Source organism: Micromonospora sp. NPDC049048, from assembly GCF_043197615.1.
GTDB lineage: Bacteria > Actinomycetota > Actinomycetes > Mycobacteriales > Micromonosporaceae > Micromonospora.
This window is the reverse complement of the sequence record NZ_JBICTM010000005.1, coordinates 515,252-540,971: the sequence shown is the minus strand read 5'-3', so window position 1 is coordinate 540,971 and position 25,720 is coordinate 515,252. Positions and strand designations below refer to the sequence as shown.

General features: G+C 73.6%; 26 protein-coding genes. 17 read left to right on the top strand and 9 right to left on the bottom strand.

Features of this window, described 5'->3' with window-relative positions; genetic code table 11:
• Nucleotides 1–5: 5 nt before the first annotated feature.
• A complete protein-coding gene (locus ACGFIG_RS19370; protein ID WP_393004636.1) occupies nt 6–755 on the bottom strand; it encodes a hypothetical protein in 750 nt (249 codons plus the stop codon).
• 60 nt (nt 756–815) lie between these two features.
• Complete coding sequence (locus ACGFIG_RS19365; protein WP_393004634.1) at nt 816–1,295, bottom strand: DUF6232 family protein; 480 nt, start codon at nt 1,293–1,295, stop codon at nt 816–818.
• Nucleotides 1,296–1,629: 334 nt separating this feature from the next.
• Here ACGFIG_RS19365 and ACGFIG_RS19360 point away from each other — a divergent pair, with 334 nt between their 5' ends.
• Complete coding sequence (locus ACGFIG_RS19360; protein WP_393004632.1) at nt 1,630–2,031, top strand: nuclear transport factor 2 family protein; 402 nt, start codon at nt 1,630–1,632, stop codon at nt 2,029–2,031.
• A gap of 61 nt (nt 2,032–2,092) precedes the next feature.
• On the opposite strand, the gene ACGFIG_RS19355 is transcribed toward ACGFIG_RS19360, so the two are convergent.
• Nucleotides 2,093–2,569, bottom strand: coding sequence for a DUF6232 family protein (locus ACGFIG_RS19355; RefSeq protein ID WP_393004630.1), 477 nt, complete (start codon nt 2,567–2,569; stop codon nt 2,093–2,095).
• A gap of 99 nt (nt 2,570–2,668) precedes the next feature.
• Between ACGFIG_RS19355 and ACGFIG_RS19350 the strand changes: the two genes are divergently transcribed.
• Nucleotides 2,669–3,442 (top strand): enoyl-CoA hydratase/isomerase family protein, encoded by a 774-nt coding sequence (locus tag ACGFIG_RS19350; RefSeq protein ID WP_393004628.1) that lies wholly within the window; start codon nt 2,669–2,671, stop codon nt 3,440–3,442.
• 88 nt (nt 3,443–3,530) lie between these two features.
• Entirely contained in the window at nt 3,531–5,153 is a 1,623-nt protein-coding gene (locus tag ACGFIG_RS19345; RefSeq protein ID WP_393004626.1) for an acetolactate synthase, read from the top strand.
• Between the two features lie 45 nt (nt 5,154–5,198).
• Here the strand turns inward: ACGFIG_RS19345 and ACGFIG_RS19340 are convergent, their stop codons facing one another.
• The 3 genes from ACGFIG_RS19340 to ACGFIG_RS19330 are packed head-to-tail and all read right to left on the bottom strand — an operon-like array spanning nt 5,199 to nt 6,424.
• Nucleotides 5,199–5,633, bottom strand: coding sequence for a PLD nuclease N-terminal domain-containing protein (locus ACGFIG_RS19340; protein ID WP_393004624.1), 435 nt, complete (start codon nt 5,631–5,633; stop codon nt 5,199–5,201).
• A gap of 27 nt (nt 5,634–5,660) precedes the next feature.
• Nucleotides 5,661–6,044 carry a DUF202 domain-containing protein gene (locus tag ACGFIG_RS19335; protein WP_393004622.1) on the bottom strand — a complete coding sequence of 128 codons (384 nt, stop codon included), beginning with the start codon at nt 6,042–6,044 and terminating at the stop codon, nt 5,661–5,663.
• The gene (locus ACGFIG_RS19330; protein ID WP_393004620.1) at nt 6,041–6,424 is read right to left on the bottom strand and encodes a YidH family protein; all 384 of its coding nucleotides are present in this window, start codon (nt 6,422–6,424) and stop codon (nt 6,041–6,043) included. Before ACGFIG_RS19330 ends, ACGFIG_RS19335 begins: the two co-directional genes overlap by 4 nt.
• Before the next feature lie 40 nt (nt 6,425–6,464).
• On the opposite strand from ACGFIG_RS19330, the gene ACGFIG_RS19325 reads away from it, so the two are divergent.
• The 5 genes from ACGFIG_RS19325 to ACGFIG_RS19305 all read left to right on the top strand — a co-directional run bounded on the left by ACGFIG_RS19325 (nt 6,465) and on the right by ACGFIG_RS19305 (nt 12,700).
• Nucleotides 6,465–7,262, top strand: coding sequence for a GNAT family N-acetyltransferase (locus ACGFIG_RS19325; protein WP_393004618.1), 798 nt, complete (start codon nt 6,465–6,467; stop codon nt 7,260–7,262).
• Between the two features lie 2 nt (nt 7,263–7,264).
• A complete protein-coding gene (locus ACGFIG_RS19320; RefSeq protein WP_393004616.1) occupies nt 7,265–7,672 on the top strand; it encodes a hypothetical protein in 408 nt (135 codons plus the stop codon).
• Between the two features lie 399 nt (nt 7,673–8,071).
• Nucleotides 8,072–8,851 (top strand): electron transfer flavoprotein subunit beta/FixA family protein, encoded by a 780-nt coding sequence (locus tag ACGFIG_RS19315; protein ID WP_393004614.1) that lies wholly within the window; start codon nt 8,072–8,074, stop codon nt 8,849–8,851.
• Between the two features lie 11 nt (nt 8,852–8,862).
• Entirely contained in the window at nt 8,863–9,822 is a 960-nt protein-coding gene (locus ACGFIG_RS19310) for an electron transfer flavoprotein subunit alpha/FixB family protein (RefSeq protein ID WP_393004612.1), read from the top strand.
• Nucleotides 9,823–9,991: 169 nt separating this feature from the next.
• Nucleotides 9,992–12,700, top strand: coding sequence for an HAD-IC family P-type ATPase (locus ACGFIG_RS19305; RefSeq protein ID WP_393004610.1), 2,709 nt, complete (start codon nt 9,992–9,994; stop codon nt 12,698–12,700).
• 168 nt (nt 12,701–12,868) lie between these two features.
• Here ACGFIG_RS19305 and ACGFIG_RS19300 read toward each other — a convergent pair whose 3' ends face one another.
• Together ACGFIG_RS19300 and ACGFIG_RS19295 are read right to left on the bottom strand one after the other, a co-directional pair.
• Nucleotides 12,869–13,660, bottom strand: a complete 792-nt coding sequence (locus ACGFIG_RS19300) for an anti-sigma factor (protein ID WP_393004608.1) — start codon at nt 13,658–13,660, stop codon at nt 12,869–12,871.
• Nucleotides 13,614–14,216: an RNA polymerase sigma factor gene (locus ACGFIG_RS19295; RefSeq protein WP_393004606.1), complete on the bottom strand. Its 603-nt coding sequence runs from the start codon at nt 14,214–14,216 to the stop codon at nt 13,614–13,616. Before ACGFIG_RS19295 ends, ACGFIG_RS19300 begins: the two co-directional genes overlap by 47 nt.
• A 230-nt stretch (nt 14,217–14,446) precedes the next feature.
• Here ACGFIG_RS19295 and ACGFIG_RS19290 point away from each other — a divergent pair, with 230 nt between their 5' ends.
• From ACGFIG_RS19290 to ACGFIG_RS19255, 8 genes are all read left to right on the top strand, one after another.
• The gene (locus tag ACGFIG_RS19290; protein ID WP_393004604.1) at nt 14,447–15,277 is read left to right on the top strand and encodes a DUF4397 domain-containing protein; all 831 of its coding nucleotides are present in this window, start codon (nt 14,447–14,449) and stop codon (nt 15,275–15,277) included.
• Nucleotides 15,274–15,939 (top strand): class F sortase, encoded by a 666-nt coding sequence (locus ACGFIG_RS19285; protein WP_393004602.1) that lies wholly within the window; start codon nt 15,274–15,276, stop codon nt 15,937–15,939. The genes ACGFIG_RS19290 and ACGFIG_RS19285 overlap by 4 nt, the downstream gene beginning before the upstream one ends.
• 231 nt (nt 15,940–16,170) lie before the next feature.
• On the top strand, nt 16,171–17,346 hold the full coding sequence (locus ACGFIG_RS19280) for a cysteine desulfurase family protein (RefSeq protein ID WP_393004600.1): 1,176 nt from the start codon (nt 16,171–16,173) through the stop codon (nt 17,344–17,346).
• A 360-nt stretch (nt 17,347–17,706) separates the two neighbouring features.
• Nucleotides 17,707–18,780, top strand: a complete 1,074-nt coding sequence (mnmA, locus tag ACGFIG_RS19275; protein ID WP_393004598.1) for a tRNA 2-thiouridine(34) synthase MnmA — start codon at nt 17,707–17,709, stop codon at nt 18,778–18,780.
• Between the two features lie 64 nt (nt 18,781–18,844).
• The gene (locus ACGFIG_RS19270; protein ID WP_393004596.1) at nt 18,845–19,849 is read left to right on the top strand and encodes a methionine synthase; all 1,005 of its coding nucleotides are present in this window, start codon (nt 18,845–18,847) and stop codon (nt 19,847–19,849) included.
• 35 nt (nt 19,850–19,884) lie between these two features.
• Nucleotides 19,885–20,175, top strand: a complete 291-nt coding sequence (locus ACGFIG_RS19265; protein ID WP_393004594.1) for a VOC family protein — start codon at nt 19,885–19,887, stop codon at nt 20,173–20,175.
• Nucleotides 20,176–20,183: 8 nt separating this feature from the next.
• Nucleotides 20,184–21,377 carry an RNA-guided endonuclease InsQ/TnpB family protein gene (locus tag ACGFIG_RS19260; protein ID WP_393004592.1) on the top strand — a complete coding sequence of 398 codons (1,194 nt, stop codon included), beginning with the start codon at nt 20,184–20,186 and terminating at the stop codon, nt 21,375–21,377.
• A 192-nt stretch (nt 21,378–21,569) separates the two neighbouring features.
• Entirely contained in the window at nt 21,570–22,571 is a 1,002-nt protein-coding gene (locus tag ACGFIG_RS19255; protein WP_393004590.1) for an ADP-ribosylglycohydrolase family protein, read from the top strand.
• 216 nt (nt 22,572–22,787) lie between these two features.
• Here ACGFIG_RS19255 and ACGFIG_RS19250 read toward each other — a convergent pair whose 3' ends face one another.
• The gene (locus tag ACGFIG_RS19250) at nt 22,788–23,306 is read right to left on the bottom strand and encodes a type II toxin-antitoxin system PemK/MazF family toxin (RefSeq protein ID WP_393004588.1); all 519 of its coding nucleotides are present in this window, start codon (nt 23,304–23,306) and stop codon (nt 22,788–22,790) included.
• A gap of 199 nt (nt 23,307–23,505) precedes the next feature.
• On the opposite strand from ACGFIG_RS19250, the gene ligA reads away from it, so the two are divergent.
• On the top strand, nt 23,506–25,641 hold the full coding sequence (gene ligA, locus ACGFIG_RS19245; RefSeq protein WP_393004586.1) for an NAD-dependent DNA ligase LigA: 2,136 nt from the start codon (nt 23,506–23,508) through the stop codon (nt 25,639–25,641).
• The last annotated feature ends 79 nt before the right edge of the window (nt 25,642–25,720 follow it).

The window sequence follows — 25,720 nt, the reverse complement described above, 5'->3', positions numbered from 1 at the left end:
GTCGGTCACGCCTCGGGGTCGTCGGTGAGCTTCTCGCCCCGGCGGCGGAGCATACCCAGCCCGGGGATGCCGGCGACGGCGAGCTTCAGGTCGCGGGTGACGTCGAGCAGGTCGTGCAGGTCCGGGCCGACCCGGTCCAGGGTGGCCAGGATCGGCAGGATGTCCGCCGTCAGGTGCTGCTTGAGCTTGGGCAGCTCGTCGACGAGCCGGATCGCGGCGGTCACCTCCTCGTGGCTGAGCTGCTCGACGAAGCGGTTCGCCATCGGCGCGCCCCGCCGCAGCGTCGGCTCGTACGCGGCGAGCAGCTCGGCCGCGGTGGCCGCCGCCTCCGCCGCGGTGCCCACGGTGCCGGCGGCCCGGCCGGCCACCGCGTCCGCCTCGGCGACCACCGCCCCGGCCGTGCGCGCCACCTTCTCCGCCTCGCCGACCACGACGGCCGCGGCGGCGGCCACCTCGGTGGCCGTCTCGATCGCGGTGGTCGCGGCGGCGCTGATGACGGCCACCTCCCGGACAGCGCCCTCGGCGTCGGTGAGCACCCGGTCGGTGCGGTCGAGGGTCTGCTCGATCCGGTCCACCATGCCGTCGATCCGGTCCACCGTGGCGTTGACCCGGCTCAGCAGGGCCTCCACCGAGTCCAGCACGGCGAACGCGCGGGCCGGCACGGCGGCGAACGAGGCCGCCGAGCCGAGGGCCTGGTCGAGGGCGGAACGGGTCAGACCGACGACCGCGGCGGGCCGGGGGAGGGGAATCACCATGGCACCAGTGTGCGTCGCCCGCGCCCGTACCGCCGGACAGGGCAGCCCGGCTTCGGCGGTTCAGGAGTCCGTGTGCTGCTCGACCGCGCGCTGCACCGCGCGGTAGATCTGCCCGAACCGCAGCGCGTCCGGCGTACGCAGCAGCAGCACCTCCCGGCCGTGGTGCTGGACCCAGAGCTCGTGCACCTTGCTGCCCCGCTCGTAGGAGCGGTCGAGCCAGCCGAGCGGGATCTCCAGGAAGGGGGTCAGGGCCAGCGCGCCGACCACGCACGCGGCGAGAATGATCAACGCGAGCTGCCACTCGCCCCGGTCCTGCGCCGACCACGCCAGCGACAGCACGCAGACCACCGCGACCAGCGGTGGCAGGGAGAGGAGCAGGACCAGCACGCCGCGACCCAGCACCCGCCCCCGTACCGCCAGCGTCTTCGGGCCCTGCGCGTGCCAGACGTACGTCACGTCGGCGATCGCCACGGCGTGCCCGCCCGCCCGGATCGACTCCGACGTCACCTGCACCGCGTCGTCCCGGTAATAGAGGGTCATCACTAAGCCTAACCACTCGTGGGCGATCCCCCGCGAGTGTCCGCGCCCCGTCCGCGGGCGAAAGGGTGACCGCTCGCCCGCTGTCGAGCTGAATCGTCTACGACATCGCCCGGCGCCCGGCGGCCTGCCCTTCGCCGGTTGACTCGTCTACGACATCAGCTCGACAGGGCGCGAGGGGCGACCATTGCCGCCGCCCCGACGTCACGGCCTTCGATCCGCTTCGCTGGGCGCGGACCCGTCGGACTCCGCCCCGCCAGGTGGGGCAGCTCGACAGCGTGGTGTGGGCAGTGCGGGGCGGGCGGCGGGTCGCGCGGGGTGGGTACCGTGACCGGCTATGACCGAGCAGGAGCGCAACGTCGAGGTGGTCCGCCGCTACCTGCGGACGTTCGTCACGAAGGACGTGACGGAGTTGCGCGCGGTGGTCGACGAGGACGTGCTGATCTACGGTTCCGGCCGTCAGGTGCGGGGACGGCGGTACGTCGAGGGGGCCGTGACCTCGCCGGGCCTGACCGTGCTCGATCAGGAGCTCGTCGAGATCTTCGCCGCCGACGACCGCGTCGTGGTGTCACTGGCCCAGACGTACCGGCGCGACGCCACGGGCGCGACGGCGGTGCAGAGCACCTGCAAGATGTACCGGCTGGCGCAGGGGCGGATCGTGCAGTTCTGGGGCGAGCAGGACCTCTTCGGGCTGCTGCGGGGCCTGGCCATGCTGCCGGACGAGCCGATCGAGTTCTAGCGGCACCGCAGCGGCACCGAAGCGGCACCGAGGCGGCGGCGGAGTGACGGCGGAGCGACGGTCAGCGCCGGCGCGGCGACACCGGCTGGCTCGCCTCCACCGCCCGCTGCACCGCACGGTAGATCTGCCCGAAGCGCAGCGCGTCGCCGGTGTGCAGCAGTCGTACCGGCTGGCCGCGCCAGCGGGCCCAGATCTCCAGTTGCCGGCTGCCCCGCGCGTACGAGCGGTCGAGGTGCTCGAAGAGGAAGTCGGCGACCGGACCGACGGCGAGCCCGACCAGCACCGAGGCGCCGACGATGGCGATGGTGACGGTGAGGGAGCGGTCCAGCCAGAGTGCCAGCGCGATGCCGAGGGCGGCGGCGACCAGGGGGCCGGCGAGCGCCGCGCCGATCGCGCCCCGGCCGGCGAGCACCCGCCAGGACCGGCTGCCGCGTTGGTGCCAGACCATGCTGATGTCGGCCAGCCGGAAGGTCCGACCGTCCACCCGGACGGCGGTCGAGGTGACCTGCACGGACCTGTCGTCGTAGTACGTGATCATGGCGGTACTCCCGGTGGCGGGCCTGAGACCACAGTACTTACCCCAACGATCCGGGCCGTAAGGTTGGCACGCGACTTCGACGAGGAAGTGAGGGCCAGCGTGGGCGAGTTCGTGCGGTTGGAGACCAAGGACGGCATCGGCACCATCCGGCTGGAGCGGCCGCCGATGAACGCCCTGAACACCCAGGTGCAGGAGGAACTGCGCGCCGCCGCCGCGGCGGCCACCGCCGACCCGGACGTCCGCGCCGTCATCGTGTACGGCGGGGAGAAGGTCTTCGCAGCCGGCGCGGACATCAAGGAGATGGCCGACATGTCCTACGTGGACATGGCGGACCGGGCGGCCGACCTGTCCAGCGCCCTCGGCGCGATCGCCCGGATCCCCAAGCCCGTCGTCGCCGCGATCACCGGCTACGCCCTCGGCGGCGGCTGCGAGCTGGCGCTGGCGTGCGACTGGCGGGTGGTGGCCGAGGACGCGAAGCTCGGCCAGCCGGAGATCAAGCTCGGCATCATCCCCGGCGCGGGCGGCACCCAGCGGCTGGCCCGGCTGGTCGGCCCGGCCCGCGCCAAGGATCTGATCATGTCCGGCCGGATGGTCGACGCCCAGGAGGCGCTGCGCATCGGGCTGGCCGACCGCCTCGCCCCGGCCGCCGAGGTCTACGACACCGCGGTCGAGCTGGTCCGCCCGTACCTCACCGGTCCGGTGCAGGCCCTGCGCGCCGCGAAGCTCGCCGTCGACGGCGGCCTGGACATGGATCTGAACTCCGGCCTGGCCTGGGAGAGCCAGCTCTTCGCGGCACTCTTCGCCACCGACGACCGGCGCGAGGGCATGGCGGCGTTCGTGGCGAAGCGCAAGCCGGACTTCACCGGCCGCTGACTGACCCGGCCGGCGAATCGAGAACTGTTCACATTTGGCCTACCGGTAAGTAGCGTGTGACTCCGGCCGAGCGGACGAAGGGGAGACGATGACGGAGCGGATCGAAGGTCACGGCGGGGAGCTCGCGCTCGCGGCGCTGCGCGCGTACGGGGTGCGGGAGATGTTCACCCTCTCCGGCGGGCACGTCTTCCCGCTCTACGACGCGGCGCACAAGGCCGGGTTCCCCCTCTACGACGTGCGGCACGAGCAGTCGGCGGTCTTCGCCGCCGAGGCGGTGGCGAAGCTCCAGCGCCGCCCCGGTCTCGCCGTGCTCACCGCCGGCCCCGGCGTGACCAACGGCATCTCCGGGCTGACCAGCGCGTACTTCAACGCCTCGCCGGTGCTGGTGCTCGGTGGCCGGGCCCCGCAGTTCCGCTGGGGCTCGGGCAGCCTCCAGGAGATGGACCACCTGCCGCTGGTCGCCCCGGTCACCAAGCACGCCGAGACGGTGTTCAGCGCCGACGACATCCCGCGCGCCGTGACCGCGGCCCTGACCACCGCGCTCACCCCGCACCGGGGCCCGGTCTTCCTCGACTTCCCCCTCGAGGCGGTCTTCTCGGTCGCCGACGCCGAGCTGCCCGCGCTGCCGGGCATCGCGCCGGTCGAGCCCGACGCCGACGAGGTGACGAAGGCGGCCGACCTGATCGCCGCCGCCCGCCGCCCGGTGATCATCGCCGGCTCCGACGTCTACGCCGGGGACGCCGTCGACGCCCTGCGGGCCGCCGCCGAGTCGCTCCAGGTGCCGGTCTTCACCAACGGGATGGGCCGGGGCGCGCTGCCGCCGGAGCACCCGCTCGCCTTCGCCAAGGCCCGCCGGGTGGCGCTCAAGGGCGCCGACGTGGTCGTCGTGATCGGCACCCCGCTGGACTTCCGGCTCAGCTTCGGCGACTTCGGCGACGCGAAGGTGGTGCACGTCGTCGACGCGCCCAGCCAGCGCGCCGGGCACGTGCAGCCGGCCGCCGCCCCCGCCGGTGACCTCCGGCTGATCCTCACCGCCCTGGCCGAGCACCCGGGCGACCGGGCCGAGCACGCCGACTGGATCGCCGACCTGCGTACGGCGGAGGACGCCGCGAAGGCGCGCGACGCCGAGGAGATGGCCGCCGAATCCGACCCGATCCGTCCCGCCCGGGTCTACGGCGAACTGCGCAAGGTCCTCGACCGCGACGCCATCACCATCGGCGACGGCGGGGACTTCGTCTCGTACGCCGGCCGCTACCTGGAGCCCGCGCAGCCCGGCACCTGGCTCGACCCCGGCCCGTACGGCTGCCTCGGCACCGGCATGGGCTACGCGATGGGCGCCCGGGTCAGCCACCCCGACCGGCAGATCTGCGTCCTCATGGGCGACGGCGCGGCCGGCTTCTCGCTGATGGACGTGGAGTCCCTCGCGCGGCAGAAGCTGCCCGTGGTGATCGTGGTCGGCAACAACGGCATCTGGGGCCTGGAGAAGCACCCGATGCGCGCGATGTACGGCTACGACGTCGCCGCCGACCTCCAGCCGGAGCTGCGCTACGACCAGGTGGTGAGCGCCCTGGGTGGGGCGGGCGAGACGGTGGCGAAGGCCGGCGACCTCGGGCCGGCGCTGCGGCGTGCCTTCGACGCCGGCGTGCCGTACCTGGTCAACGTGCTCACCGACCCGGCCGACGCGTACCCCCGCTCGTCGAACCTGGCCTGAGTCGAACCCGCCGCCGTCGTCGGGCGACCGGCGACGGCGCGGGGCTCAGGCGCCGGGGGTGGATTCCTCGGGGCGGTCCTCCTCGCGCGGCGGCTTGCCGTCACGGCGGCGCAGCTCGTCCTCGCGGCGGCGCAGGTCCTCCTCCCAGCGGCGGAACAGCTCCCCGTCCTCCCGGCGGGAGCGCTCGCCGAGCGAGCGGAGGAACTCGGGGTCGTCGTCGGGGGCGACCGGGCGGGGCCGTTCCCGGCCCGGCAGGATCCCGCCCTTCGGTGACCCGCCGGCGGGGCGGCCGGCGACGCGCTCGCGCCCCGCGGCGAACCAGGCGAGGGACCCGAGCAGCGGGAAGAACAGGATGATCAGCACCCAGGCGATCCGGGGCAGGGCTTTGATCTCGCCCTCCTCGGCGGAGAGACAGCTGATCAGCGCGAAGACGGCGAGGACGATCTGCACGAGGAAGAGGAGGACGTAGAGCCGGGCCATGCGTCAATCATGGCCTACCGGCTCCCGTCAACCCAGTCCGCGCGCCGCCAGCAGGGTGCCGAGCAGCGCGAAGCCGGCCGTGGCGAGGGCGACCAGGGGTAGCGACCGCCCGTAGCCGGGGGACGGGCCGGTGCCGGTGGCCCGCCGCCAGCAGACCGCCAGCGCCGCGCCCCAGCCGAGCACGGCCACCCCGGCGACCAGCGCGCCGAACGCCCCGCCGGCGGGCGGGCCGGTGAACGCGAGCCGCACGGTCAGCACCATGATCACGGTGAGTGCCAGGGCCGTACGCCGCCAGGCCAGCCGGGTCCGCTCCGGTTGCAGCCCGGGGTCGCGCGTCGGCGGGCCGGGCCGTGGCGATCCCGGGCCGCGGCGACCGGATCCGTCGGGCCGGCGCGGAACCCGCCGGCTCACCGGCCGCCGACCGCCCGCGCCAGCACCGCCGCCACCAGCAGCAGCGCGCCGAGGCCGACGGCGAGGGCGAGCACCGCCGGGAAGCGGGAGGCGGGCAGCTCCTCGCCGAGGCGGATGGCCCGTTCCGTACGCGCCCAGTGGTCGACCGCCCGTACGGCGACCGCGCCGCCGAGCAGCAGCAGCGCGATGGCGATCACCTCCCGCAGGGGTGCCGGCGGTAGGAACTGCGCGGCGGCCAGGCCACCCGCCACCAGCGCCAGCCCGGTACGCAGCCAGGCCAGGAAGGTCCGCTCGTTGGCCAGCGAGAAGCGGTAGTCGGGGGTTTCGCCGACAGCCCGCAGTTCGCGCGGGTCGAACCAGCGTCTGATCGCCTGCCACACGTGGTCATTATCCGTTTCCGGCCGGTCGTAGCCTCTAATGATGACCGATCTTGACGCCCGCATGCTGCGCGACGCCTACGACGCCCAGATCCGCCCGGAGATTCCGGACCCGCTGCCGGCCGGGGTCACCGTGGAACGGGACGGCCCGCTGGTCCGCGTCCTCGGCCTCGACCAGCGCGGCTTCCTCACGTACCGCACGCTGGACGGGCTCGCCGGGGCCGAGCTGGACGCGTTGATCGCCCGGCAGGTGGAGTTCTTCCGCCGGCGCGGCGAGGCGGTGGAGTGGAAGCTCAACGGTCACGACCAGCCGGCCGACCTGCCCGACCGGCTGCGCGCCGCCGGGTTCGTCGCGGAGGCGCAGGAGACCGTCGTGGTCGGTCCGGTTGCGGCGCTGGCCGCCGCCGTGCCCGTGCTGCCCGAGGGGGTACGCCTGCGCGAGGTCAGTGCCCGGGAGGACCTGGAGCGGATCGCCGCGATGGAGGAGGCGGTCTGGCTCGACGACCGCAGCCACCTGGTGACGGGCCTGGCGAAGGAGATCGAGGCTGGCCCGCAGTCCATCACGGTCGTCGTCGCCGAGGCGGACGACACGGTGGTCAGCGCCGGCTGGGTCCGCTACCAGGCGAACACCGCCTTCGCGACCCTCTGGGGCGGCTCGACCCTGCCGCAGTGGCGGCGGCGGGGCATCTACCGGGCGCTGGTCGCGTACCGGGCGCGCCTGGCCGAGCAGCGTGGCCGGACGCTGCTCCAGGTGGACTGCTCGCCGGACAGCCGGCCGATCCTTCAGCGGCTCGGCCTCGTCCCGGTCACGACCACCACCCCGTACGTCTACACTCCGTGATCATGGAACAGCGGTTGACGGCCGAGGAGCGGCTGACTCTCAAGACGGGCGCGTTCGGGGCGGTGTTCCTGGTCGCCAACGCGGATCCGGGAATGCTCGCCCTGTTCCGGGAGAGCTTCGCCGCCTCCGGTGCGATGGCCGACAGCAGCGGGGTGGTGAAGGAGGCGCTGACCAGCGGCCCGCTGCCGAAGCTGCCCCGCGACTCGGTCCTGGAGGCCGAGTCGGTGGTGCTGCCGGCGCTGGGCCGGTCCGTACGGATCCTGCGGGAGAAGTCGCCCGGGGACGTGGCGGGCTACCGCGAGGTGGTGCTGGCCGCGGCCGAGCGGGTGGCCCACGCGCACCGGGGGGTGGCCCCGGCCGAGGCGGCGGCCATCGAGCGGATCAGGGACGCCCTGGACCAGCCGGAGTGAGCCGCTGCGGCGACCAGAGCGCCCGGACGGCGGCGCGGACGCACCGGTCGCGGAGCCGGCCGCACGCGCACCGGTACGCCTCGGGTCGCGTCCGGCGGCAGAGGTGTCGAGGGGCGTCGGGACGGCCGTGGTCGACGCCGGAGACGGTGCTCCACGCGACGGCGCTGGCATGTTCGGACATTTCGTGACACCTCCGTGTTTGCTAGATTACCTGCCCGCTACGCCGTCCGTGAGCTGTGTCACCCTGAGGCTGCCGGAGGCGAATGCTACTGGCAGGTAACATTGCGCCGTGGGCAACTGCACAGCGCCGCGCGGTTGACCGGCGTCAACGGACGCGCGAGGCTGCGGCCCAGACCGGGCGAGCGATCGCAACACCAACAGGAGGGTTGTCGAAGCGCGATGAACATCGTCGTACTCGTCAAGCAGGTGCCCGATTCGGGCGCGGACCGCAGCCTGCGTAGTGACGACAACACCGTCGACCGCGGTTCGACGAACAATGTCATCAACGAGATGGACGAGTACGCCATCGAGGAGGCGTTGAAGGTCAAGGAGGCGCACGGGGGCGAGGTCACGGTTCTGACCATGGGTCCGGACCGGGCGGCCGAGTCGATCCGTAAGGCGTTGTCCATGGGCCCGGACAAGGCCGTGCACGTGGTGGACGACGCCCTGCACGGTTCCTGTGCCGTCGCCACCTCGAAGGTCCTCGCCGCTGCGCTCGGTCAGTTGAACGCCGACCTGGTGCTCTGCGGCAGTGAGTCGACCGACGGTCGGGTGCAGGTGATGCCGCACATGATCGCCGAGCGGTTGGGCATCGCGGCGTTGACCGGTGCCCGCAAGCTCACCGTCGACGGTTCGACGTTGACGGTCGAGCGGCAGACGGAGGAGGGCTACGAGGTGGTGACCGCTTCGACGCCCGCCGTGGTGTCCGTCTGGGACACGATCAACGAGCCGCGTTTCCCGTCGTTCAAGGGGATCATGGCGGCGAAGAAGAAGCCGGTGCAGACGCTGTCGCTGGGTGACCTCGGTGTCGCTGCGGCCGAGGTGGGTTTCGAGGGTGCGACCAGTGCCGTGCTGGAGCACAGTAAGCGTCCGCCGCGTTCGGGTGGGGCGAAGGTCACCGATGAGGGTGATGGTGGCGTGAAGTTGGTCGAGTTCCTGGCCACCGAGAAGTTCGTGTGAGGGGTGTGAACGTGTCTGAGGTTCTCGTCGTCGTCGAAGCTACTCGGGAGTTCGGCGTCAAGAAGGTCACCCTGGAGATGCTCACCCTCGCTCGCGAGTTGGGTACCCCGAGTGCGGTGGTGCTCGGTGGCCCGGGCGCCGCGGAGGCGTTGGCCGCCAAGCTGGGTGAGTACGGCGCGGAGAAGATCTACGCGGCCGAGAGTGAGGAGATCGACGGCTACCTGGTGGCGCCGAAGGCGACCGTCGTGGCCGACCTGGTCTCCCGGACCCAGCCGGCGGCGGTGTTGTTGGCGTCGTCGCAGGAGGGCAAGGAGATCGCTGCCCGCCTGGCGGTGAAGTTGGACAACGGCATCCTGACCGACGTGGTGGGTTTGGCCGCGGATGGTACCGCCACGCAGGTGGCGTTCGCGGGTTCCGCGATCGTCACGTCGAAGGTGACGCGTGGTCTGCCGTTGGTGACGGTGCGGCCGAACTCGGTCACCCCGGTCCCGGCGGCGGCGACCCCGGCGGTGGAGCAGCTGACTGTCGCGGTGGCGGAGGCCGACAAGCTGGCGAAGGTCGTGCAGCGGGTCGCCGAGCAGAAGGGCTCCCGCCCGGAGTTGACCGAGGCCGCTGTGGTGGTCTCCGGCGGTCGGGGTGTGGGTAACGCCGACAACTTCAAGCTGGTCGAGGAGTTGGCGGACCTGCTCGGTGGTGCTGTCGGCGCGTCGCGGGCCGCCGTGGACTCCGGCTACTACCCGCACCAGTTCCAGGTGGGGCAGACCGGTAAGACGGTGTCCCCGCAGTTGTACATCGCGCTTGGTATCTCCGGGGCGATCCAGCACCGGGCTGGTATGCAGACCTCGAAGACCATCGTCGCGGTCAACAAGGACGGCGAGGCGCCGATCTTCGAGTTGGCCGACTTCGGCGTCGTGGGCGACCTGTTCAAGATCGTCCCGCAGGCGGCGGACGAGATCCGCAAGCGCAAGTGAGCTGACGCCCGCCCGGGCGAGGGCCGGAAACCGTGACACGGTTCCCGGCCCTCGCCGTCTCCGGGCCACGCCCGAACGACCCCCGGGCCCCGCGTCGGCCTGCGACGATGGAGACGCTCTCCAGGGGTACCCGGGCCCGGCCCTCCCCGCGCGGAACAGGAGTGTGTCGATGCCGGCCAGGACGTCCGAGGGCGAACACCACGCACTCGCCGTGCACGAGCTCGTGCTGCTGTTCGGGACCGACACCGAGCACGGGCTGACCGACGAGGAGGCGGCGGCCCGGCTCCAGCGGTACGGGCCCAACGTGCTGCCCCGCGCGGCCGGGGGCGGAGCCCTGCGTCGCCTGCTGCGGCAGTTCCACAACCCCCTGATCTACGTGCTGGTCGCCGCCGGCGTGGTCACCCTGCTGCTCGCCGAGTACGTCGACTCGGCGGTGATCTTCGGGGTGGTGCTCGTCAACGCCGTCGTCGGCTTCCTCCAGGAGTCCCGTGCCGAGGCGGCCCTCGACGCGCTGCGGGCGATGGTGCGTACGCAGGCCCGGGTGCTGCGCGCCGGCCGGCAGCGCCACGTGTCGTCGGACGACCTGGTCCCGGGGGACATGGTGCTGGTGGAGGCGGGGGAGAAGGTGCCCGCCGACCTGCGGCTGGTGCGCGCCGCCGAGCTGCGGGCCGACGAGTCGGCGCTGACCGGCGAGTCACTGCCCGTACGCAAGGACGAGGTGGTCGTACCGGTCGAGACGCCGGTGGCGGACCGCCGCAACCTGCTCTACTCCGGCACCCTGCTCACCTCGGGTACGGCGGTCGGCGTCGCGGTGGCCACCGGGGCGGAGACGGAACTGGGCCGCATCCACCGGCTGGTCGGCGGCGCGGAGGTGCTGGACACGCCGCTGACGGTGAAGCTGGCCCGGTTCAGCCGGCTGCTCACCGTGGCGATCCTGCTCCTCGCCGCGGTGACCTTCGGCATCGGCGTGGTGCGGGGGCAGGACGCCGGGGAGACCTTCACCGCCGCCGTGGCGCTGGCCGTGGGCGCGATCCCGGAGGGCCTGCCCGCCGCCGTGACGATCACCCTGGCGATCGGCGTGTCGCGGATGGCCCGCCGCCGGGCGGTGATCCGGCGGCTGCCGGCGGTGGAGACGCTGGGCAGCACCACGGTCATCTGCACCGACAAGACCGGCACCCTCACCGAGAACCAGATGACGGTCCAGGTGCTCTGGACGCCGCAGGGCCGCTACGAGGTCGAGGGGGCCGGCTACGTCCCGACCGGCGGCATCCGGGACGCCACCGGTGGCCCGGCCCCGACCGGGGAGGGCCCGCTGCGCTGGTCGCTGCTGGCCGGCGTCGGCTGCAACGACGCCCGGCTGGACGAGCAGGACGGCCGCTGGGTCGTGCTGGGCGACCCCACCGAGGGGGCGATGCTGGTGGTGGGCGCCAAGGTGGGGCTGCACGCGCAGGAGGTCGCCGCCGAGCTGCCCCGGGTGGCGTGCGTCCCGTTCACCTCGGAGCGGCAGTTCATGGCCACCCTGCACGACCGGCCCGACGGCGGGCGGGTGGTGCTCGTCAAGGGCGCGGTGGAGCGGGTGGTCGAGTGGTCCGGCTCGGCGCTGCGCCCCGACGGCTCGACGGGGCCGCTCGACGCCCCGGCCGTGCTGGCCGCCGCCCACGAGCTGGCCGCCGAGGGGCTGCGGGTGCTCGCCACCGCGATGCGGCCGGTCGGCCCGACGGACGGGCTCGTGGAGGAGGAACTGGCCGGCACCCTGGTCCTCACCGGGCTGCACGCGATGCTCGACCCGCCCCGGGCCGCCGCGGCGGCGGCCGTCACCTCCTGCCACCGCGCGGGAATCGACGTCAAGATGATCACCGGGGACCATCTGGCCACCGCCAGCGCCATCGCGCGCCGGATCGGGCTGCTGCGTACCGAGCCCGGCCCCGGGGACGTGCTGACCGGCGCCGACCTGGCGGCGCTGCCCGCCGGGGAACTGCCCGAGGCGGTACGGCGGGCGTCGGTGTTCGCCCGGGTCTCGCCGGAGCAGAAACTGCGGCTGGTGGAGGCGTTGCAGGCCGACGGCCAGGTGGTCGCGATGACCGGTGACGGGGTCAACGACGCCCCCGCGCTGCGCCAGGCCAACATCGGGGTGGCCATGGGCCGCAGCGGCACCGAGGTGGCCAAGGAGGCCGCCGACGTCGTGCTCACCGACGACGACTTCGCCACCATCGAGGCGGCCGTCTCGGAGGGGCGCGGCGTCTTCGCGAACCTGACCAAGTTCATCACCTGGACGCTGCCCACCAACGCGGCCGAGGGACTGGTCATCCTCGTGGCGATCGTGCTCGGCTCGGCGCTGCCGATCCTGCCGAGCCAGATCCTCTGGATCAACATGACCACGGCGGTCTTCCTCGGCCTGACGCTCGCCTTCGAGCCCAAGGAACCCGGGATCATGGACCGGCCGCCCCGCGACCCGGGCCAGCCCCTGCTGACCGTCGCGCTGGTGGTCCGGGTGCTGCTGGTCTCCGCGCTGCTGGTGGTGGGCGCCTGGTGGCTGTTCGAGTGGGAACGGTCCAGCGGGGCGGAACTGGCGCAGGCCCGTACCGCCGCCGTGAACCTCTTCGTCACGGTGATGGCGTTCTACCTGTTCAGCTGCCGCTCCCTGACCCGCTCGCCGTGGCGCCTGGGCCTGTTCAGCAACCGCTGGCTGATCGTCGGGGTGCTGGTGCAGGCCCTCGGCCAGCTCGCCCTGACGTACCTGCCGGTGATGAACGACCTGTTCCGTACGGCTCCGATCGGTGGGCAGGCGTGGCTGCGGATCCTGGGGATCGCCGTCGTGGTCTCCGCCATCGTCGCGCTCGACAAGCGGTTCGGCTGGTTCGGCCGCCGCCTCGGCTGAGCTGCGCAGGCGGCGGCCACGCTGCCGGCCACGGCCGAGTCGCTGCGGCGGCCACGTGCGGGCCTCAGCCGAGTCGCTGCGGCCACAGGCGGGCTTCGGCCGCGCCGCTGCGGCCAGGGTGGCGATGGGAGCTGATCGGTGGGCCGGGGAGCTGAGCCGGCCCACCGATCAGCCCGTCAGGGTGCCCCTCAGCAGGCTGTTGCCGGAGTGGGCGGTGTTGTTGTCGTACGCCTCGGCGGAGACGTCGACAACCGAGTATGTCGCAAGGTCGACGTTGGGTGGCAACGGCAGCAACTCGTCTGTCGCGTCGCCGAGTACGCCCACCGAGAGCATCTCCATGTTCCGCGGGTTGATGAGCCAGACCTCGTAGTACCCCGGGACGTCCGGGAGATTCGTCAGATGCAGGTGCAGCCTGCCATTGTCGAAGACCCGCGCCTCCCCGTTGGCGTCCGGTGGCGTCGTGCCGTACGCCTTCAGCGGGGCGCTGGCCAGCACCACCCGCTGCGGGTCGGGCTCCGGCGTCGACCCGGTCGCGTCGAGCACGACGAGGGTGCCGACGACGCCGGCCGCGGCGGCGGCCACCGCGGTCGTGGCGGTCACCGCCCAGCGCGACCACCGGCCACGCCGGCGCGACCGAGCGGAGACGACCCCGCCCACGGCGTCGGACGGCCGGTCCCCGGAGGCACGCTCGGCGGTGGGCCGCTCGGCGCGGGGGGCGGGCAGCGCCGGGAGGGCCTCCGCCGCGCGGATCTCCGCGACGATGCCCTGCCAGACGTGCTCCGGCGGGTCCGGCAGGTCGTGCAGGCCCTGGGCGCCGGCGCCGAGGCCGGCCACGTGCTGGAGGGTGTCCATCTCGGTCCGGCAGTGCGTGCAGCTCTCGAGGTGGGTGCTCTCTCCGGCGTCCGCCTCGGTCTCACCGAGCGCCAGGAAGACCAGCCGGTCGTGGTCCAGATGCGACACCGTCCACCTCCCATCTGCGTTTCAAGCTCGCCATGCCGCGGCGGATGTGGCTTTTCACCGTGCCGAGCGGCACCCCGGTTACCGTCGCTATCTGCTGGTGGGTCAGGTCGTCGAAGAACGCCAACTCCAACATGCGCCGTTGGTCGTCGGGCAGCCGGGCCAGCTCGTCGGCGACGACCAGCCGGTCGACCACCGTGTCGGGATCAGGGCCCGTGCGCGCCGGCTCCGGCAGTTGCCGGACCGTCTCGACCACCCGGGTCTCCCGGGCGGAGGCCCGCAGCCGGTCGATGACCTTGCGTCGGCCGATGCCGAGCAGCCAGCCGACGAGCGAGCCCTTGGCCGGGTCGAAGGTGTCCCGCGCCAGCCAGGCGGCGACGAAGGTGGTCTGGGTCACGTCCTCCGCGTCGCTGCGGTTGGCCAGCGTGCTGGTGGCCAGGTGCAGGACCGCCCGGCCGTACCGGTCGTAGGCCTCCCGCAGGGCCAGTTCGTCGCCCGCGCGGAAGCGGGCGGGGAGGTCGTCCTCGGGTGGGTACGGCTCCTGCCGTGCCGCTGTCACAGGGCGGCTCGCCTTCCAGGGGGCATGCCCGACTGTAACTCCCACAGCCATCGCCCCACCTTTCCGGTCGGTCTGGTCTCGGTGGCTATTCGCTCCGGTGGCGGTGCGCGGATGCGGATCCGGCGGACGAAAAGAAGTTGCTCCCGGCCGCATCCAGCCGTGGCGGGCCGGGCGTAACTCGTTTTGCACGCCAGGCGTGACGAACCAGCACCAATCACCAGGAGGCAGACATGCAGCTCTCGTACTTCCGCCGGGTCGCGGCGGGCGGCGCGGTCGCCGCGCTGACGTTCGCCGGAGCCGGCGCCCTCACGGCCACCCCCGCGTACGCCGCCACGTCCAAGGTGTCCGTCGTGCACGGCATCCCGGACACCCCGGTCGACGTGTACGTCAACGGCGAGAAGACGCTGGACAACTTCAAGCCCGGCGACGTGGCCGGCCCGCTCAACCTCGAGGAGGGCGCGTACGACATCGCCCTCACCAAGCCCGGCGAGCCGATCGCTCAGGCCATCCTCAGCGTCGACGACGCCGCGGTGCCGGGCGGGGCGAACATCAGCATCGCCGCCCACCTCGACGCGGCCGGGAAGCCGAAGATCACCCCGTTCGTCAACGACACCAGCAAGGTCGGTGCCGGCAAGGCCCGGCTGGTCGTCCGGCACACCGCTGCCGCCCCGGCCGTGGACGTGCGCGCCGGTGGCACCCCGGTCTTCGAGGACCTGACCAACCCGAACGAGGCCAAGGGCGACGTCGACGCGGGTGCCGTCAAGGCCGACGTGGTGCTCGCCGGCACCGACACCGTGGCGATCGGGCCGGCGGACCTGAACCTCAAGGAGGGCACCGCGACGATCGTCTACGCCATCGGCTCGGCCGAGGCGAAGAACCTCGCCGTCGTGGCGCAGACCATCACCGGCCTGCACTCGGCCCCGGCCGGGGTGCCCAGCGGCGACGGCGGCCGGGCCGGCACCGGCGTGGACACCTGGTGGTACGTGCTGACCGGCGCCGGCGCGCTGCTCCTCGTCGGCGGCGGGGCGCGGGTGGCCACCGCCCGGACCGGTCGCAGGTGACGGTGCGTCACCGCGGGGCGCTGGCGGCGATGGCCGCCGGCGTCGCCGCGCTCACCGTCGCAACCGTCGTCGCCTGCGGCTCCCGGCCGGCCGAGGACGTCGGCGCCGACGAGGCGGCGGCCCTGGCCAACGCCACGCCGGCCCCGTCGGTCACCCCCGGTGACACCGCCTCGGTCCCGGTCACCGCGGGGGACCTGCCCGACGGTACGAAGACCGTCCCGCCGGTACGGCTGGAGATCCCGGCGATCGACGTCACCGCCACGGTGAACGCGGTCGGCATCAACCGGCGCACCAACGAGTTCGAGGTGCCGCCCAGCGTCGACCAGATCGGCTGGTACCGGTACGGGCCGGGCCTGGAGACCGACGCCGGCTCGGTGGTCGTCGCCGGCCACGTGGACAGCGCCACGCAGGGCAAGGGCGCCTTCTACCGCCTGCGCGAGCTCGACGAGGGCGACACCGTCACCGCGACCGGCAGCGACGGCAGGGCCCGCGCGTACCGGGTCGTCGCCCGGGAGGAGTACGACAAGACCAGGATCCCGCTGGACCGGTACTTCGCCCGTGACGGCAAGCCGCGGCTGACCCTGATCACGTGCGGTGGGCCGTTCGACGCCAGGGCCCGCAAGTACCGCGACAACATCGTGGTCACGGCGGTGCCCGCCTGATCGGGCGGAACCGGCCCGCCCGGGACGCCGGCCCCGGTGCACGGAACCGGGGCCGCCCCACCGGCAGGGTCCGGCACCGGGCGGGGCGCCCCACCGGACGGGGCCCGGCGCCGGACGGGCCCGGCGGCGGGCGGTGGGGAGCGCCCTTCCCGTCCGGTGCCGGCATCCGTGGCGTCGCACGGGACCCTCCGGCCTCCGGCGGGTCGGGCGCCGGTCGTAGGCTGAACCGTGATGGCTTATCTGGATCACGCGGCGACCACTCCAATGCTCGACGAGGCACTGGAGGCGTACGTCGCCACCGCCCGCGAGGTCGGCAACGCGTCCTCCCTGCACGCGGCCGGTCGCCGTGCCCGGCGGCGGGTGGAGGAGTCGCGGGAGCGGGTGGCCGCCGCGCTGGGCGCACGGCCCTCCGAGGTCGTCTTCACCGGCGGCGGAACCGAGAGCGACAACCTCGCGGTGAAGGGCATCTTCTGGTCCCGCCGGTCGGCCGACGCCCGGCGGGACCGGGTGGTCTCCAGCGCCGTCGAGCACCACGCCGTGCTCGACGTGGTGGACTGGCTGGTCGGCCACGAGGGGGCCGGCGTGGGGTGGCTCTCCGTGGACGCCACCGGCCGGCTCAGCCCCGACGAGCTGCGCGCCGAGTTGACCGCGCACGGCGACCGGGTCGCGGTGGTCACCGCGATGTGGGCCAACAACGAGGTCGGCACCGTGCAGCCGGTCGCCGAACTGGCCGCCGTCGCCGCCGAGCACGGGGTGCCGTTCCACACCGACGCCATCCAGGCCGTCGGGCAGGTGCCGGTCGACTTCTCCGCCGCCGGGGTCGCCGCGCTGACCGTCACCGGGCACAAGCTCGGTGGGCCGACCGGGGTCGGCGCCCTGCTGCTCGCCCGCGACGTGGCGGCCACCCCGCTGCTGCACGGCGGCGGCCAGGAGCGCGACGTACGCTCCGGCACCCTCGACACCGCCGGCATCGTGGCCTTCGCGGTCGCCGTGGAGGCGGCGGTCAAGGGCCAGCAGGAGTACGCGGCCCGCATCGCCGCGCTCCGCGACGACCTGGTCGAGCGCGTCCGGCACGCGGTGCCCGAGGTCGTCTTCAACGGCGACCCGACCGACCGGCTGCCGGGCAACGCGCACTTCTCCTTCCCGGGCTGCGAGGGCGACGCCCTGCTGCTCCTGCTGGACGCCCAGGGCATCGCCTGCTCGACCGGCTCCGCCTGCTCCGCCGGGGTGGCCCAGCCGTCGCACGTGCTGCTCGCCATGGGCGCCGACGACGACCGCGCCCGCTCGTCACTGCGCTTCACCCTCGGCCACACCAGCACCCCTGCCGACGTCGACGCCCTGATCGCCGCCCTCCCGGCCGCCGTCGACCGGGCCCGCCGCGCCGCCGCCCTCCGCACCCCCCGCTGACCCACCCCCGCCCCCCGCCCTTTGCCCCACGCCCGCGCCCCCTCCCAATGCGGTCGATCATGCAGTCGTGGTGCCCGGAACATGGCTTATGCAGCGTTCGTGCCCCACCACAACTGCATGATCGACTCGCCGCTGGCGCGACGGGGCCCGCGCGGGGCTGCTCGTGCGGGGCGAGTGCCGGGGCCGGGAGCCGGGGCGGAGAGCCAGGGCGGGAGCCAGGGCCGGGAGCTGGGGCGGGGAGCCAGGGCGGGAGCCGGGGGCGGGAGTTGGGGGCCGGGGGAGTCGGGTGGTGGGTGTGGGTGGGGGGCCGGGGCGGGGTTGGCGCGGGGATAAGGTCGGTGGGGCGAAGGGAGTGAGCCGGTGAGGGTGTTGGCGGCGATGTCGGGCGGGGTGGACTCGGCGGTCGCGGCGGCGCGAGCCGTCGAGGCGGGGCACGACGTGACCGGCGTGCACCTGGCGCTGGCCCGTAACCCGCAGACCTACCGCACCGGCGCGCGCGGCTGCTGCACGCTGGAGGACTCCCGGGACGCCCGGCGGGCCGCCGACGTCATCGGCATCCCGTTCTACGTCTGGGACATGGCCGACCGATTCCACTCCGACGTGGTGGACGACTTCGTCGCCGAGTACGCGGCCGGTCGTACGCCCAATCCCTGCCTGCGCTGCAACGAGAAGATCAAGTTCGCGGCGGTGCTGGACCGGGCCGTGGCTCTGGGCTTCGACGCCGTCGTCACCGGCCACCACGCCCGGCTCGGCACGGACGGCCTGCTGCGCCGCAGCGTCGACCTGCCGAAGGACCAGTCGTACGTGCTGGCGGTGCTCACCCGCGAACAGCTGGACCGGTCGATCTTCCCGCTGGGCGACTCGACGAAGGCGCAGGTCCGCGAGGAGGCCGCCCGACGGGGGCTGGCCGTGGCCGACAAGCCGGACTCGCACGACATCTGCTTCATCGCCGACGGGGACACCCGTGGCTTCCTCGCCGGGCGGCTCGGCGAGGCCCCCGGCGACGTGGTGGACGCCGCCACCGGTGCCGTGGTGGGCAGCCACACCGGCGCGTACGCGTACACGGTCGGGCAGCGGCGCGGGCTGCACCTGGACCGCCCGGCCCCGGACGGCCGACCGCGCTACGTGCTGTCGATCACGCCGAAGACCAACACCGTCACCGTGGGTCCGGCCGAGGCGCTGGAGGTCTCCCGGGTGCGCGCCGAGCGCCCGGTGTGGACGGGTGGTCCGACACCGGACGCGCCCCTGGAGTGCGAGGTGCAGCTGCGGGCACACGGCGACGTGGTGCCGGCGACGGTCGAGCTGACCGCCGGCGGTCTCCGCGCCGAACTGCGCCGCCCGGTCCGTGGGGTCGCCGCCGGGCAGGCCATCGTGGCGTACCGGCCGGACGCCGCCGGCGACGTCGTGCTCGGCTCCGCCACCATCGCCGGTTGACCGGCCGGCCCGGTGTCGCGGGCGTCGGGCGGGACCGGCCGGCGTACCGGATAGTCTTTCGCCCGTGACAGATCAGGCGTGGCCGTGGCCGGCCGGCGCGGCGACCGGCATCGGCTCGCTTCCCGGCACCGACATCGCCGAGGCGCAGCGGATCGTCCTCGGTGAGTTTCCCGCCCTGCCCCACCTGGCGGAGCTGCCGGCCCGGGGCCCCGGCGCCGACCTGATCGGCCGGACCGCCGGCCTCCTGGTCGAGCTGCCGGTGGAGCTCTACGCGAGCCGCTGGCGCATCGCCCCGCGCCCGGGACGGGACCTGCGCCGCGCCCGGGACCTGATGGAACGCGACCTGGACCAGCTCGCGGAGCAGGCCGAGGAGTACGCGGGACCGATCAAGATCCAGGCTGGCGGCCCGTTGACCCTCGCCGCCTCCCTGGAGCTGCCGATCGGCGGCCGGATGCTGCGCGACCCCGGCGCGGTCCGGGATCTCACCGGCTCGCTCGCCGAGGGGCTGCGCGGGCACGTCGCGGCGGTCGCCCGCCGGCTGCCCCGCGCCTCCGTTCTGCTCCAGCTCGACGAGCCGTCGCTGCCGACGGTGCTCGCCGGGCGGGTGCCCACCGAGAGCGGGCTCGGCGCGTACCGTGCCATGGAGTCGGGCGTCGCCGCGTCGCTGCTGCGCACGGTCGTCGAGGCGGTCGGGGTGCCGACCCTGGTGCACTGCTGCGCGCCGGACGTGCCGCTGGAGCTGATCCGCTCGACCGGTGCCGCCGGCGTGGCCCTCGACCTCGGCCTCGTCACCGACCTGGATCCGCTGGGCGAGGCGATCGACGTGGGGCTCGGGCTGCTGGCCGGCGCCGTGCCCACCGCGCCGTCGCCCGCCGGTCGCGCGCCGACCTCGGCACAGGTCGCCGACCGGGTACGCAAGCTCTGGGACCGCCTCGGGTTCCCCCGCCGCCAGCTCGCCGAGCAGGTCGTGGTGACCCCGGCCTGCGGTCTCGCCAACGCCACCGGCCAGTACGCGCGCGCGGTGCTCGCCGCCTGCCGGGACGCGGGGCGGCGGCTCGCCGAGGATTGACGTTTGCCGTCGTATGGGCGGGGCAGGATGCCGACATGATCGGACAACTGCGCACAGTGGTCATCGACTGCCCTGACCCTCGGACCCTGGCCGGTTTCTACTCGGAGCTGCTGGGCCTGCCCCTCGACGGCAACGACTTCCGCGTCTACGCCGATCCGGCCGGTCATCGGATTCCTTCCGTGGATACTTCGGCCTTCAGGCCGGAGAGGAAACGGAGCCCCTGCGGAGCAGGGCAGGAAAAGCCCATCCGCCGCCAAGGCGGATGGGCGTCCACTCGCATGCCACCGCAAGGCTTACTGGCTAGCTTGCTAGATTGTGAGACGTAACCAAGACCGTGAAGCGGGCGTTCAAGTTCCGCTTCTACCCGACCGACGCGCAGGTTTCCGAGCTTGCCCGCACGTTCGGGTGTGTCCGGCTGGTTTACAACATGGCGTTGCAGGCCCGCACCGAGGCGTGGACGCTGCGCCAGGAACGGGTCAACTACAACGCCACGTCGGCGATGTTGACCACGTGGAAGAAAACCGACGACCTGGCCTTCCTCAGCGAGGTGTCGTCGGTGCCGTTGCAACAGTGCCTGCGGCACCTGCAAGTCGCGTTCACGAACTTCTTCGCCAAACGAGCCCGGTACCCGAGCTTCAAGAGCAAGAAGAAGTCGCGCCGGTCGGCGGAGTACACCACCAGCGGGTTCCGCTACCGCGACGGCCGGCTCACCCTGGCGAAGATGACTGAGCCGCTGGACATCGTGTGGTCCCGGCCGCTGCCCGAGGGCGCGAAGCCGTCCACGGTGACCGTGTCGCAGGACACGGCCGGTCGCTGGTTCGTGTCGCTGCTGTGCGACGACCGAATCGAGCAGGTTCCCACTTCGGGCATGGTCGGCGTTGACGCCGGCCTTGACAGCCTGCTGACCCTCTCCACCGGAGAGAAAGTCGTAAACCCGAAGCATGAGCGCCGTGACCGGGCCGCGCTCGCCCGCGCCCAACGGAACCTGTCCAAGAAGGAGAAAGGCTCCGCGAACCGGGACAAGGCCCGACTCAACCTCGCCCGCGTGCACGCCCGGATCACCGACCGCAGGCGGGATCACCTGCACAAGTTGACCACTCGGCTCGTTCGTGAGAACCAAACGATCGTGATCGAGGATCTGACCGTGCGCAACATGGTCAAAAACCGCAGCCTGGCTCGTGCTATCAGCGACGCGGCTTGGCGGCAGTTCCGCACCCTGCTCGAATACAGGGCCGACTGGAACGGCCGCAACCTCGTTGTTGTGGACCGCTGGTTCCCGTCGTCCAAGCTGTGCTCGGCGTGTGGTGCGCTCGCTGAGCGGATGCCGCTGAACGTGCGGTCGTGGACCTGCCGGTGCGGCACTGTCCACGACCGCGACGTCAACGCGGCCCGCAACATTCTCGCGGAGGGGCTCTCCGTGATTGCCTGTGGAGGCGGTGTAAGACCTCAACGAGAGTCCTCTCGGACGGGGCGTCCGTCGGTGAAGCAGGAAACCTTTGGGGTGACCCAGGGAATCCCCGTCCTTTAGGGCGGGGAGGATGTCAACCCTTCTGCCTGGTCTTCTCTCTCCGGCTGACCCGACCACCGGGCGACCGGCACGCCGACCTCGATGCCGCGTGGCGCGGGGCGCCGGGGCGCCGGGGCGGTGCGGGCGGCGGGCGGCCAGGGGGCGGCTCGTCGCCCGGTGGTGCGGGTTGCGGCCGGGCGGCATGATCGCGGAATGATCGACACCTCGCTCCGGCGGGCCGCCGGCTCCCTCTTCGGCCTCGCCTACGGTGACGCGTTGGGCAAGCCGACCGAGTTCCTGACCGTCGCCGAGATCGTCCGTCGCTACGGGGCGGCCGGCCCGCGCGACCTGACCGGCGATCCGGCGCTGGTGACCGACGACACGCAGATGGCGCTGGCGGTCGGCTGGGCGCTGCACGACGCGCCGGCGCTGACCCCGGAGGCGGTCGAGCCGCTGCTGCGGGGCCGCTTCCTCGACTGGGCGGCCAGCCCGGAGAACAACCGGGCGCCGGGCATGACCTGCCTGCGCGCCTGCGCCGAACTCGGGCGCGGGGTGCGGTGGCAGGACGCGACGGTCGCCGGCTCGAAGGGCTGCGGGGCCAACATGCGGGTCACCCCCGTCGGCTTGGTCGACGTCGGCCTCGACACCCTCGCCGGGCTGGCCCAGCTCCAGGCGGGGCTGACCCACGGCCACCCGACCGGTCTCGCCGCCAGCGAGCTGACCGCGTACGCGGTGCGGCTGCTGCGCGACGGGGCGGCGCTGGCGGAGCTGCCCCGGCTGCTCGTCGACCGGGCCCGCGAGCAGCGGCGGGTCTACCGCGCCGACTGGCTCGGCGACCTCTGGCAGCGCCCCGGGGTGGACGCGCCGGAGGAGTTCATCGCCCGGGGCTGGGACGAGTGCCTCGCCGTCCTCGGTCGCCTCGACGCCGCGCTCGCCGGCCCCGACGACGGCGGCGACCCTTGCCGGCACACCGGCGAAGGGTGGATCGCCGAGGAGGCGCTGGCCACGGCCCTGTTCTGCGCGATCCGGCACGCCGACGACCCGGTGGCTGCGCTGGCCCGGGGCGCCACCACCGCCGGCGACTCCGACTCGATCGCCGCGCTGGCCGGCGCCTTCGTCGGCACGGCGCGGGGCATGGCGGCCTGGCCCGCCCCGTGGGCCGCCCGCATCGAGTACGCCGACCAGCTTGCCACCCTGGCCGGAGCCTGGGACTGACCCCGGCCGCGCCGCCCACCGTCCGACGGCACCGGACCGGCGCATCGGCGACACCGGGCCGCCGCGTCGGCGTACCCCGGATCCAAGGGGTTGCGCACCGGCGACAGGGGCGCATCGGCGGCACTGGCGCACCGGCGAAGCCCGGACCCTGGTCGGGGGCGACGCCCGCGACCCACGGTCGGCCCGACCTCCTGGTCGGCCCGACGGTGGCGCGGGTCAGGCGCCCGGCAGGTGGGGGAGGCGGCGGATGCGACGCCACAGGGTGGGGTCGCAGTCGCCGGCCTGGCGGGAGAAGCCGGCCAGCGGGACGTGCGCCGGCTCGGCCAGGTCCACGAAGCTGTCGTGGTCGGCGTCGGGGTCCCACTCCCGGGTCGGGATGCGGACGTGGTCGTCCCGGGAACTCTTGTCCTGACTGGTGATCTTCAGGACGTCCGCGCCCCGGGCGTCGGCGCGCAGCACCAGGCAGGGCCGCACCTTCGAGCCGGTGCCGTCGGCGTACGGGACGTCGGCCCACCAGATCTCGCCGGGACGCGGCGTACCGGCGGGGGCCCGCTCGGCGGTACGCGGTCGGGGCGGCGCCGTGGACCGGCCGGGGCCGCCCCGTGACGTCCTGCGGCCGGGCCGGGCGTCCGGACGCCGGGTGGCGTCGCGCCCGCCCCGCCGGCGCTCGTTCCACGCCCAGCCGGCGGCCACGGCCGACACGATCGCCGCCGCCCAGAGCAGCCACTCCGGCATCCGTACCCCCGCCTGGTCAGTGGGTGCGGCGCGGACGCCGCGGGTTCGACGGCGGCGCGGACCGCCCACGCGGGTACCGCCGTCCGGCGATCCTCGCACGGCGGTGGCCCCGTCGCCGCTCGGGCGCGGCGGGCGGCCGGCGGATTGTCCCACCGGACCGATACGGTGCCGAGGTAGCGGAATCACGGGAGGTCGCAAGGTGTCCGAGGAAGCCATCGCCCAGCAGGTCACTCCGGCGCAGGAGGCGGCCGCGGGCGCCGAGCCGACCCCCGATGCCCGGGAACGGCACGCCACGCTCAGCCAGGAGCTGACGGACCACCAGTACCGCTACTACGTGCTGGACGCCCCGACCATCCCCGACGCCGAGTTCGACCGGCTGCTGCGGGAGCTGGAGGCGCTGGAGGAGCAGTATCCGGCGCTGCGCACCCCCGAGTCGCCGACCCAGCGGGTCGGCGGCACCTTCTCCACCGACTTCACCCCGGTCGCCCACGCCGAGCGGATGCTCTCCCTCGACAACGCCTTCGCCGACGAGGAGTTGGCGGCGTGGGCCGAGCGGGTCGAGCGGGACGCGGGCGGGCCGGTGCCCTACCTCTGCGAGCTGAAGGTCGACGGCCTCGCCATCAACCTCACCTACGAGCGCGGGCGGCTGGTCCGGGCGGCGACCCGGGGCGACGGGCGCACGGGCGAGGACGTCACGGCCAACGTGCGCAGCATCCGCGACGTGCCGGGCCAGCTCGCCACGTCGGACGAGTTCGGCGCCGTGCCGGAGTTCGTCGAGGTCCGGGGCGAGATCTACTTCCCGGTGGCCGCCTTCGCCGACCTCAACGCCGGGCTGGTCGAGCAGGGCAAGCCCCCGTTCGCCAACCCGCGCAACGCCGCCGCCGGCAGCCTGCGCCAGAAGGACCCGCGGATCACCGCGTCCCGGCCGCTGCGGCTGGTGGTGCACGGCATCGGCGCCCGGCGTGGCTTCCAGCCGGTGACGCAGTCCGAGTCCTACGCGGCCCTGCGGGCGTGGGGGCTGCCCACCAGCGACCGCTGGCGGGTGGTGCCCGACCTGGCCGGTGTCGCCGGATACATCGCCCACTACGCCGAGCACCGCCACGACGTCGAGCACGAGATCGACGGCGTGGTGGTCAAGGTCGACCCGGTCTCCATCCAGGGGCGGCTCGGCTCGACCAGCCGGGCGCCGCGCTGGGCGATCGCCTTCAAATACCCACCGGAGGAGGTCAACACGAAGCTGCTCGACATCGACGTCGAGGTCGGGCGCACCGGCCGGGTCACGCCCCGCGCCGTCCTCCAGCCGGTCAAGGTGGCGGGCTCCACCGTCGCGTACGCGACCCTGCACAACGCGCGGGAGGTCGAGCGCAAGGGCGTCCTGATCGGCGACACCGTGGTGCTGCGCAAGGCCGGCGACGTGATCCCCGAGGTGCTCGGCCCGGTGGTCGACCTGCGCCCCGCCGACGCCCGACCGTTCGTCATGCCGACCACCTGCCCGGCCTGCGGCACGCCGCTCGCCCCGGCGAAGGAGGCGGACGTCGACATCCGCTGCCCCAACTCCCGCACCTGCCCCGGTCAGTTGCGGGAGCGGGTCTTCCACCTCGCCGGCCGCAAGGTGTTCGACATCGAGGCACTCGGCCAGAAGGGCGCGGCGGCGCTGCTCGACGCCCAGGTCATCACCGACGAGGGCGACCTGTTCTCGTTGGACGAGGAGCAGCTCGCCCGCTCGCCCTTCTTCGTCAACAAGGACGGCACGCTCGGCAGCAACGCCGTCAAGCTCCTCGACAACCTCGCCGTGGCCAAGGAGCGCGACCTGTGGCGGGTGCTGGTGGCCCTGTCCATCCGGCACGTCGGCCCCACCGCCGCGCAGGCGCTCGCCCGGCACTTCCGCTCCATCGAGGCGATCGACGGGGCCAGCGAGGAGGAGCTCTCCTCGGTCGACGGTGTCGGGCCGACGATCGCGGCGAGCATCCGGGAGTGGTTCGCCGTCGACTGGCACCGCGAGCTGGTCCGCAAGTGGCGTGAGGCCGGCGTACGGATGGCCGAGGAGACGGTCGACGAGGGCCCGCGCCCCCTGGAGGGGCTCACCGTCGTGGTGACGGGCACCCTGCCCGGGTTCAGCCGCGACCAGGCGTCCGAGGCGATCCAGAGCCGGGGCGGCAAGGTCAGCGGGTCGGTGTCCAAGAAGACCTCCTTCGTCGTGGTGGGCGAGAACCCGGGCTCAAAGGCCGACAAGGCGGCCAGCCTGAAGGTGCCGGTCCTGGACGAGGAGGGTTTCCGGGTGCTGCTCGACGCGGGCCCGGAGGCCGCCCGGGAGGTCGCCCGCATCGAGGAGTGACGCGCGGGGGACGAGCGGGCCACCGGCCGGCGGGGCAGGTCGAGATACCAACTTAATTACGACTAGGACCGATTCGCGA

What these genes read in the sequence shown, in the direction of transcription:
- ACGFIG_RS19370 (WP_393004636.1), bottom strand. Translation starts at nt 755, where the DNA reads ATGGTGATTCCCCTCCCCCGGCCCGCCGCGGTCGTCGGTCTGACCCGT.
- ACGFIG_RS19365 (WP_393004634.1), bottom strand. Translation starts at nt 1,295, where the DNA reads ATGACCCTCTATTACCGGGACGACGCGGTGCAGGTGACGTCGGAGTCG.
- ACGFIG_RS19360 (WP_393004632.1), top strand. Translation starts at nt 1,630, where the DNA reads ATGACCGAGCAGGAGCGCAACGTCGAGGTGGTCCGCCGCTACCTGCGG.
- ACGFIG_RS19355 (WP_393004630.1), bottom strand. Translation starts at nt 2,569, where the DNA reads ATGATCACGTACTACGACGACAGGTCCGTGCAGGTCACCTCGACCGCC.
- ACGFIG_RS19345 (WP_393004626.1), top strand. Translation starts at nt 3,531, where the DNA reads ATGACGGAGCGGATCGAAGGTCACGGCGGGGAGCTCGCGCTCGCGGCG.
- ACGFIG_RS19340 (WP_393004624.1), bottom strand. Translation starts at nt 5,633, where the DNA reads ATGGCCCGGCTCTACGTCCTCCTCTTCCTCGTGCAGATCGTCCTCGCC.
- ACGFIG_RS19325 (WP_393004618.1), top strand. Translation starts at nt 6,465, where the DNA reads ATGACCGATCTTGACGCCCGCATGCTGCGCGACGCCTACGACGCCCAG.
- ACGFIG_RS19320 (WP_393004616.1), top strand. Translation starts at nt 7,265, where the DNA reads ATGGAACAGCGGTTGACGGCCGAGGAGCGGCTGACTCTCAAGACGGGC.
- ACGFIG_RS19315 (WP_393004614.1), top strand. Translation starts at nt 8,072, where the DNA reads ATGAACATCGTCGTACTCGTCAAGCAGGTGCCCGATTCGGGCGCGGAC.
- ACGFIG_RS19305 (WP_393004610.1), top strand. Translation starts at nt 9,992, where the DNA reads ATGCCGGCCAGGACGTCCGAGGGCGAACACCACGCACTCGCCGTGCAC.
- ACGFIG_RS19290 (WP_393004604.1), top strand. Translation starts at nt 14,447, where the DNA reads ATGCAGCTCTCGTACTTCCGCCGGGTCGCGGCGGGCGGCGCGGTCGCC.
- ACGFIG_RS19280 (WP_393004600.1), top strand. Translation starts at nt 16,171, where the DNA reads ATGGCTTATCTGGATCACGCGGCGACCACTCCAATGCTCGACGAGGCA.
- ACGFIG_RS19265 (WP_393004594.1), top strand. Translation starts at nt 19,885, where the DNA reads ATGATCGGACAACTGCGCACAGTGGTCATCGACTGCCCTGACCCTCGG.
- ACGFIG_RS19255 (WP_393004590.1), top strand. Translation starts at nt 21,570, where the DNA reads ATGATCGACACCTCGCTCCGGCGGGCCGCCGGCTCCCTCTTCGGCCTC.
- ACGFIG_RS19250 (WP_393004588.1), bottom strand. Translation starts at nt 23,306, where the DNA reads ATGCCGGAGTGGCTGCTCTGGGCGGCGGCGATCGTGTCGGCCGTGGCC.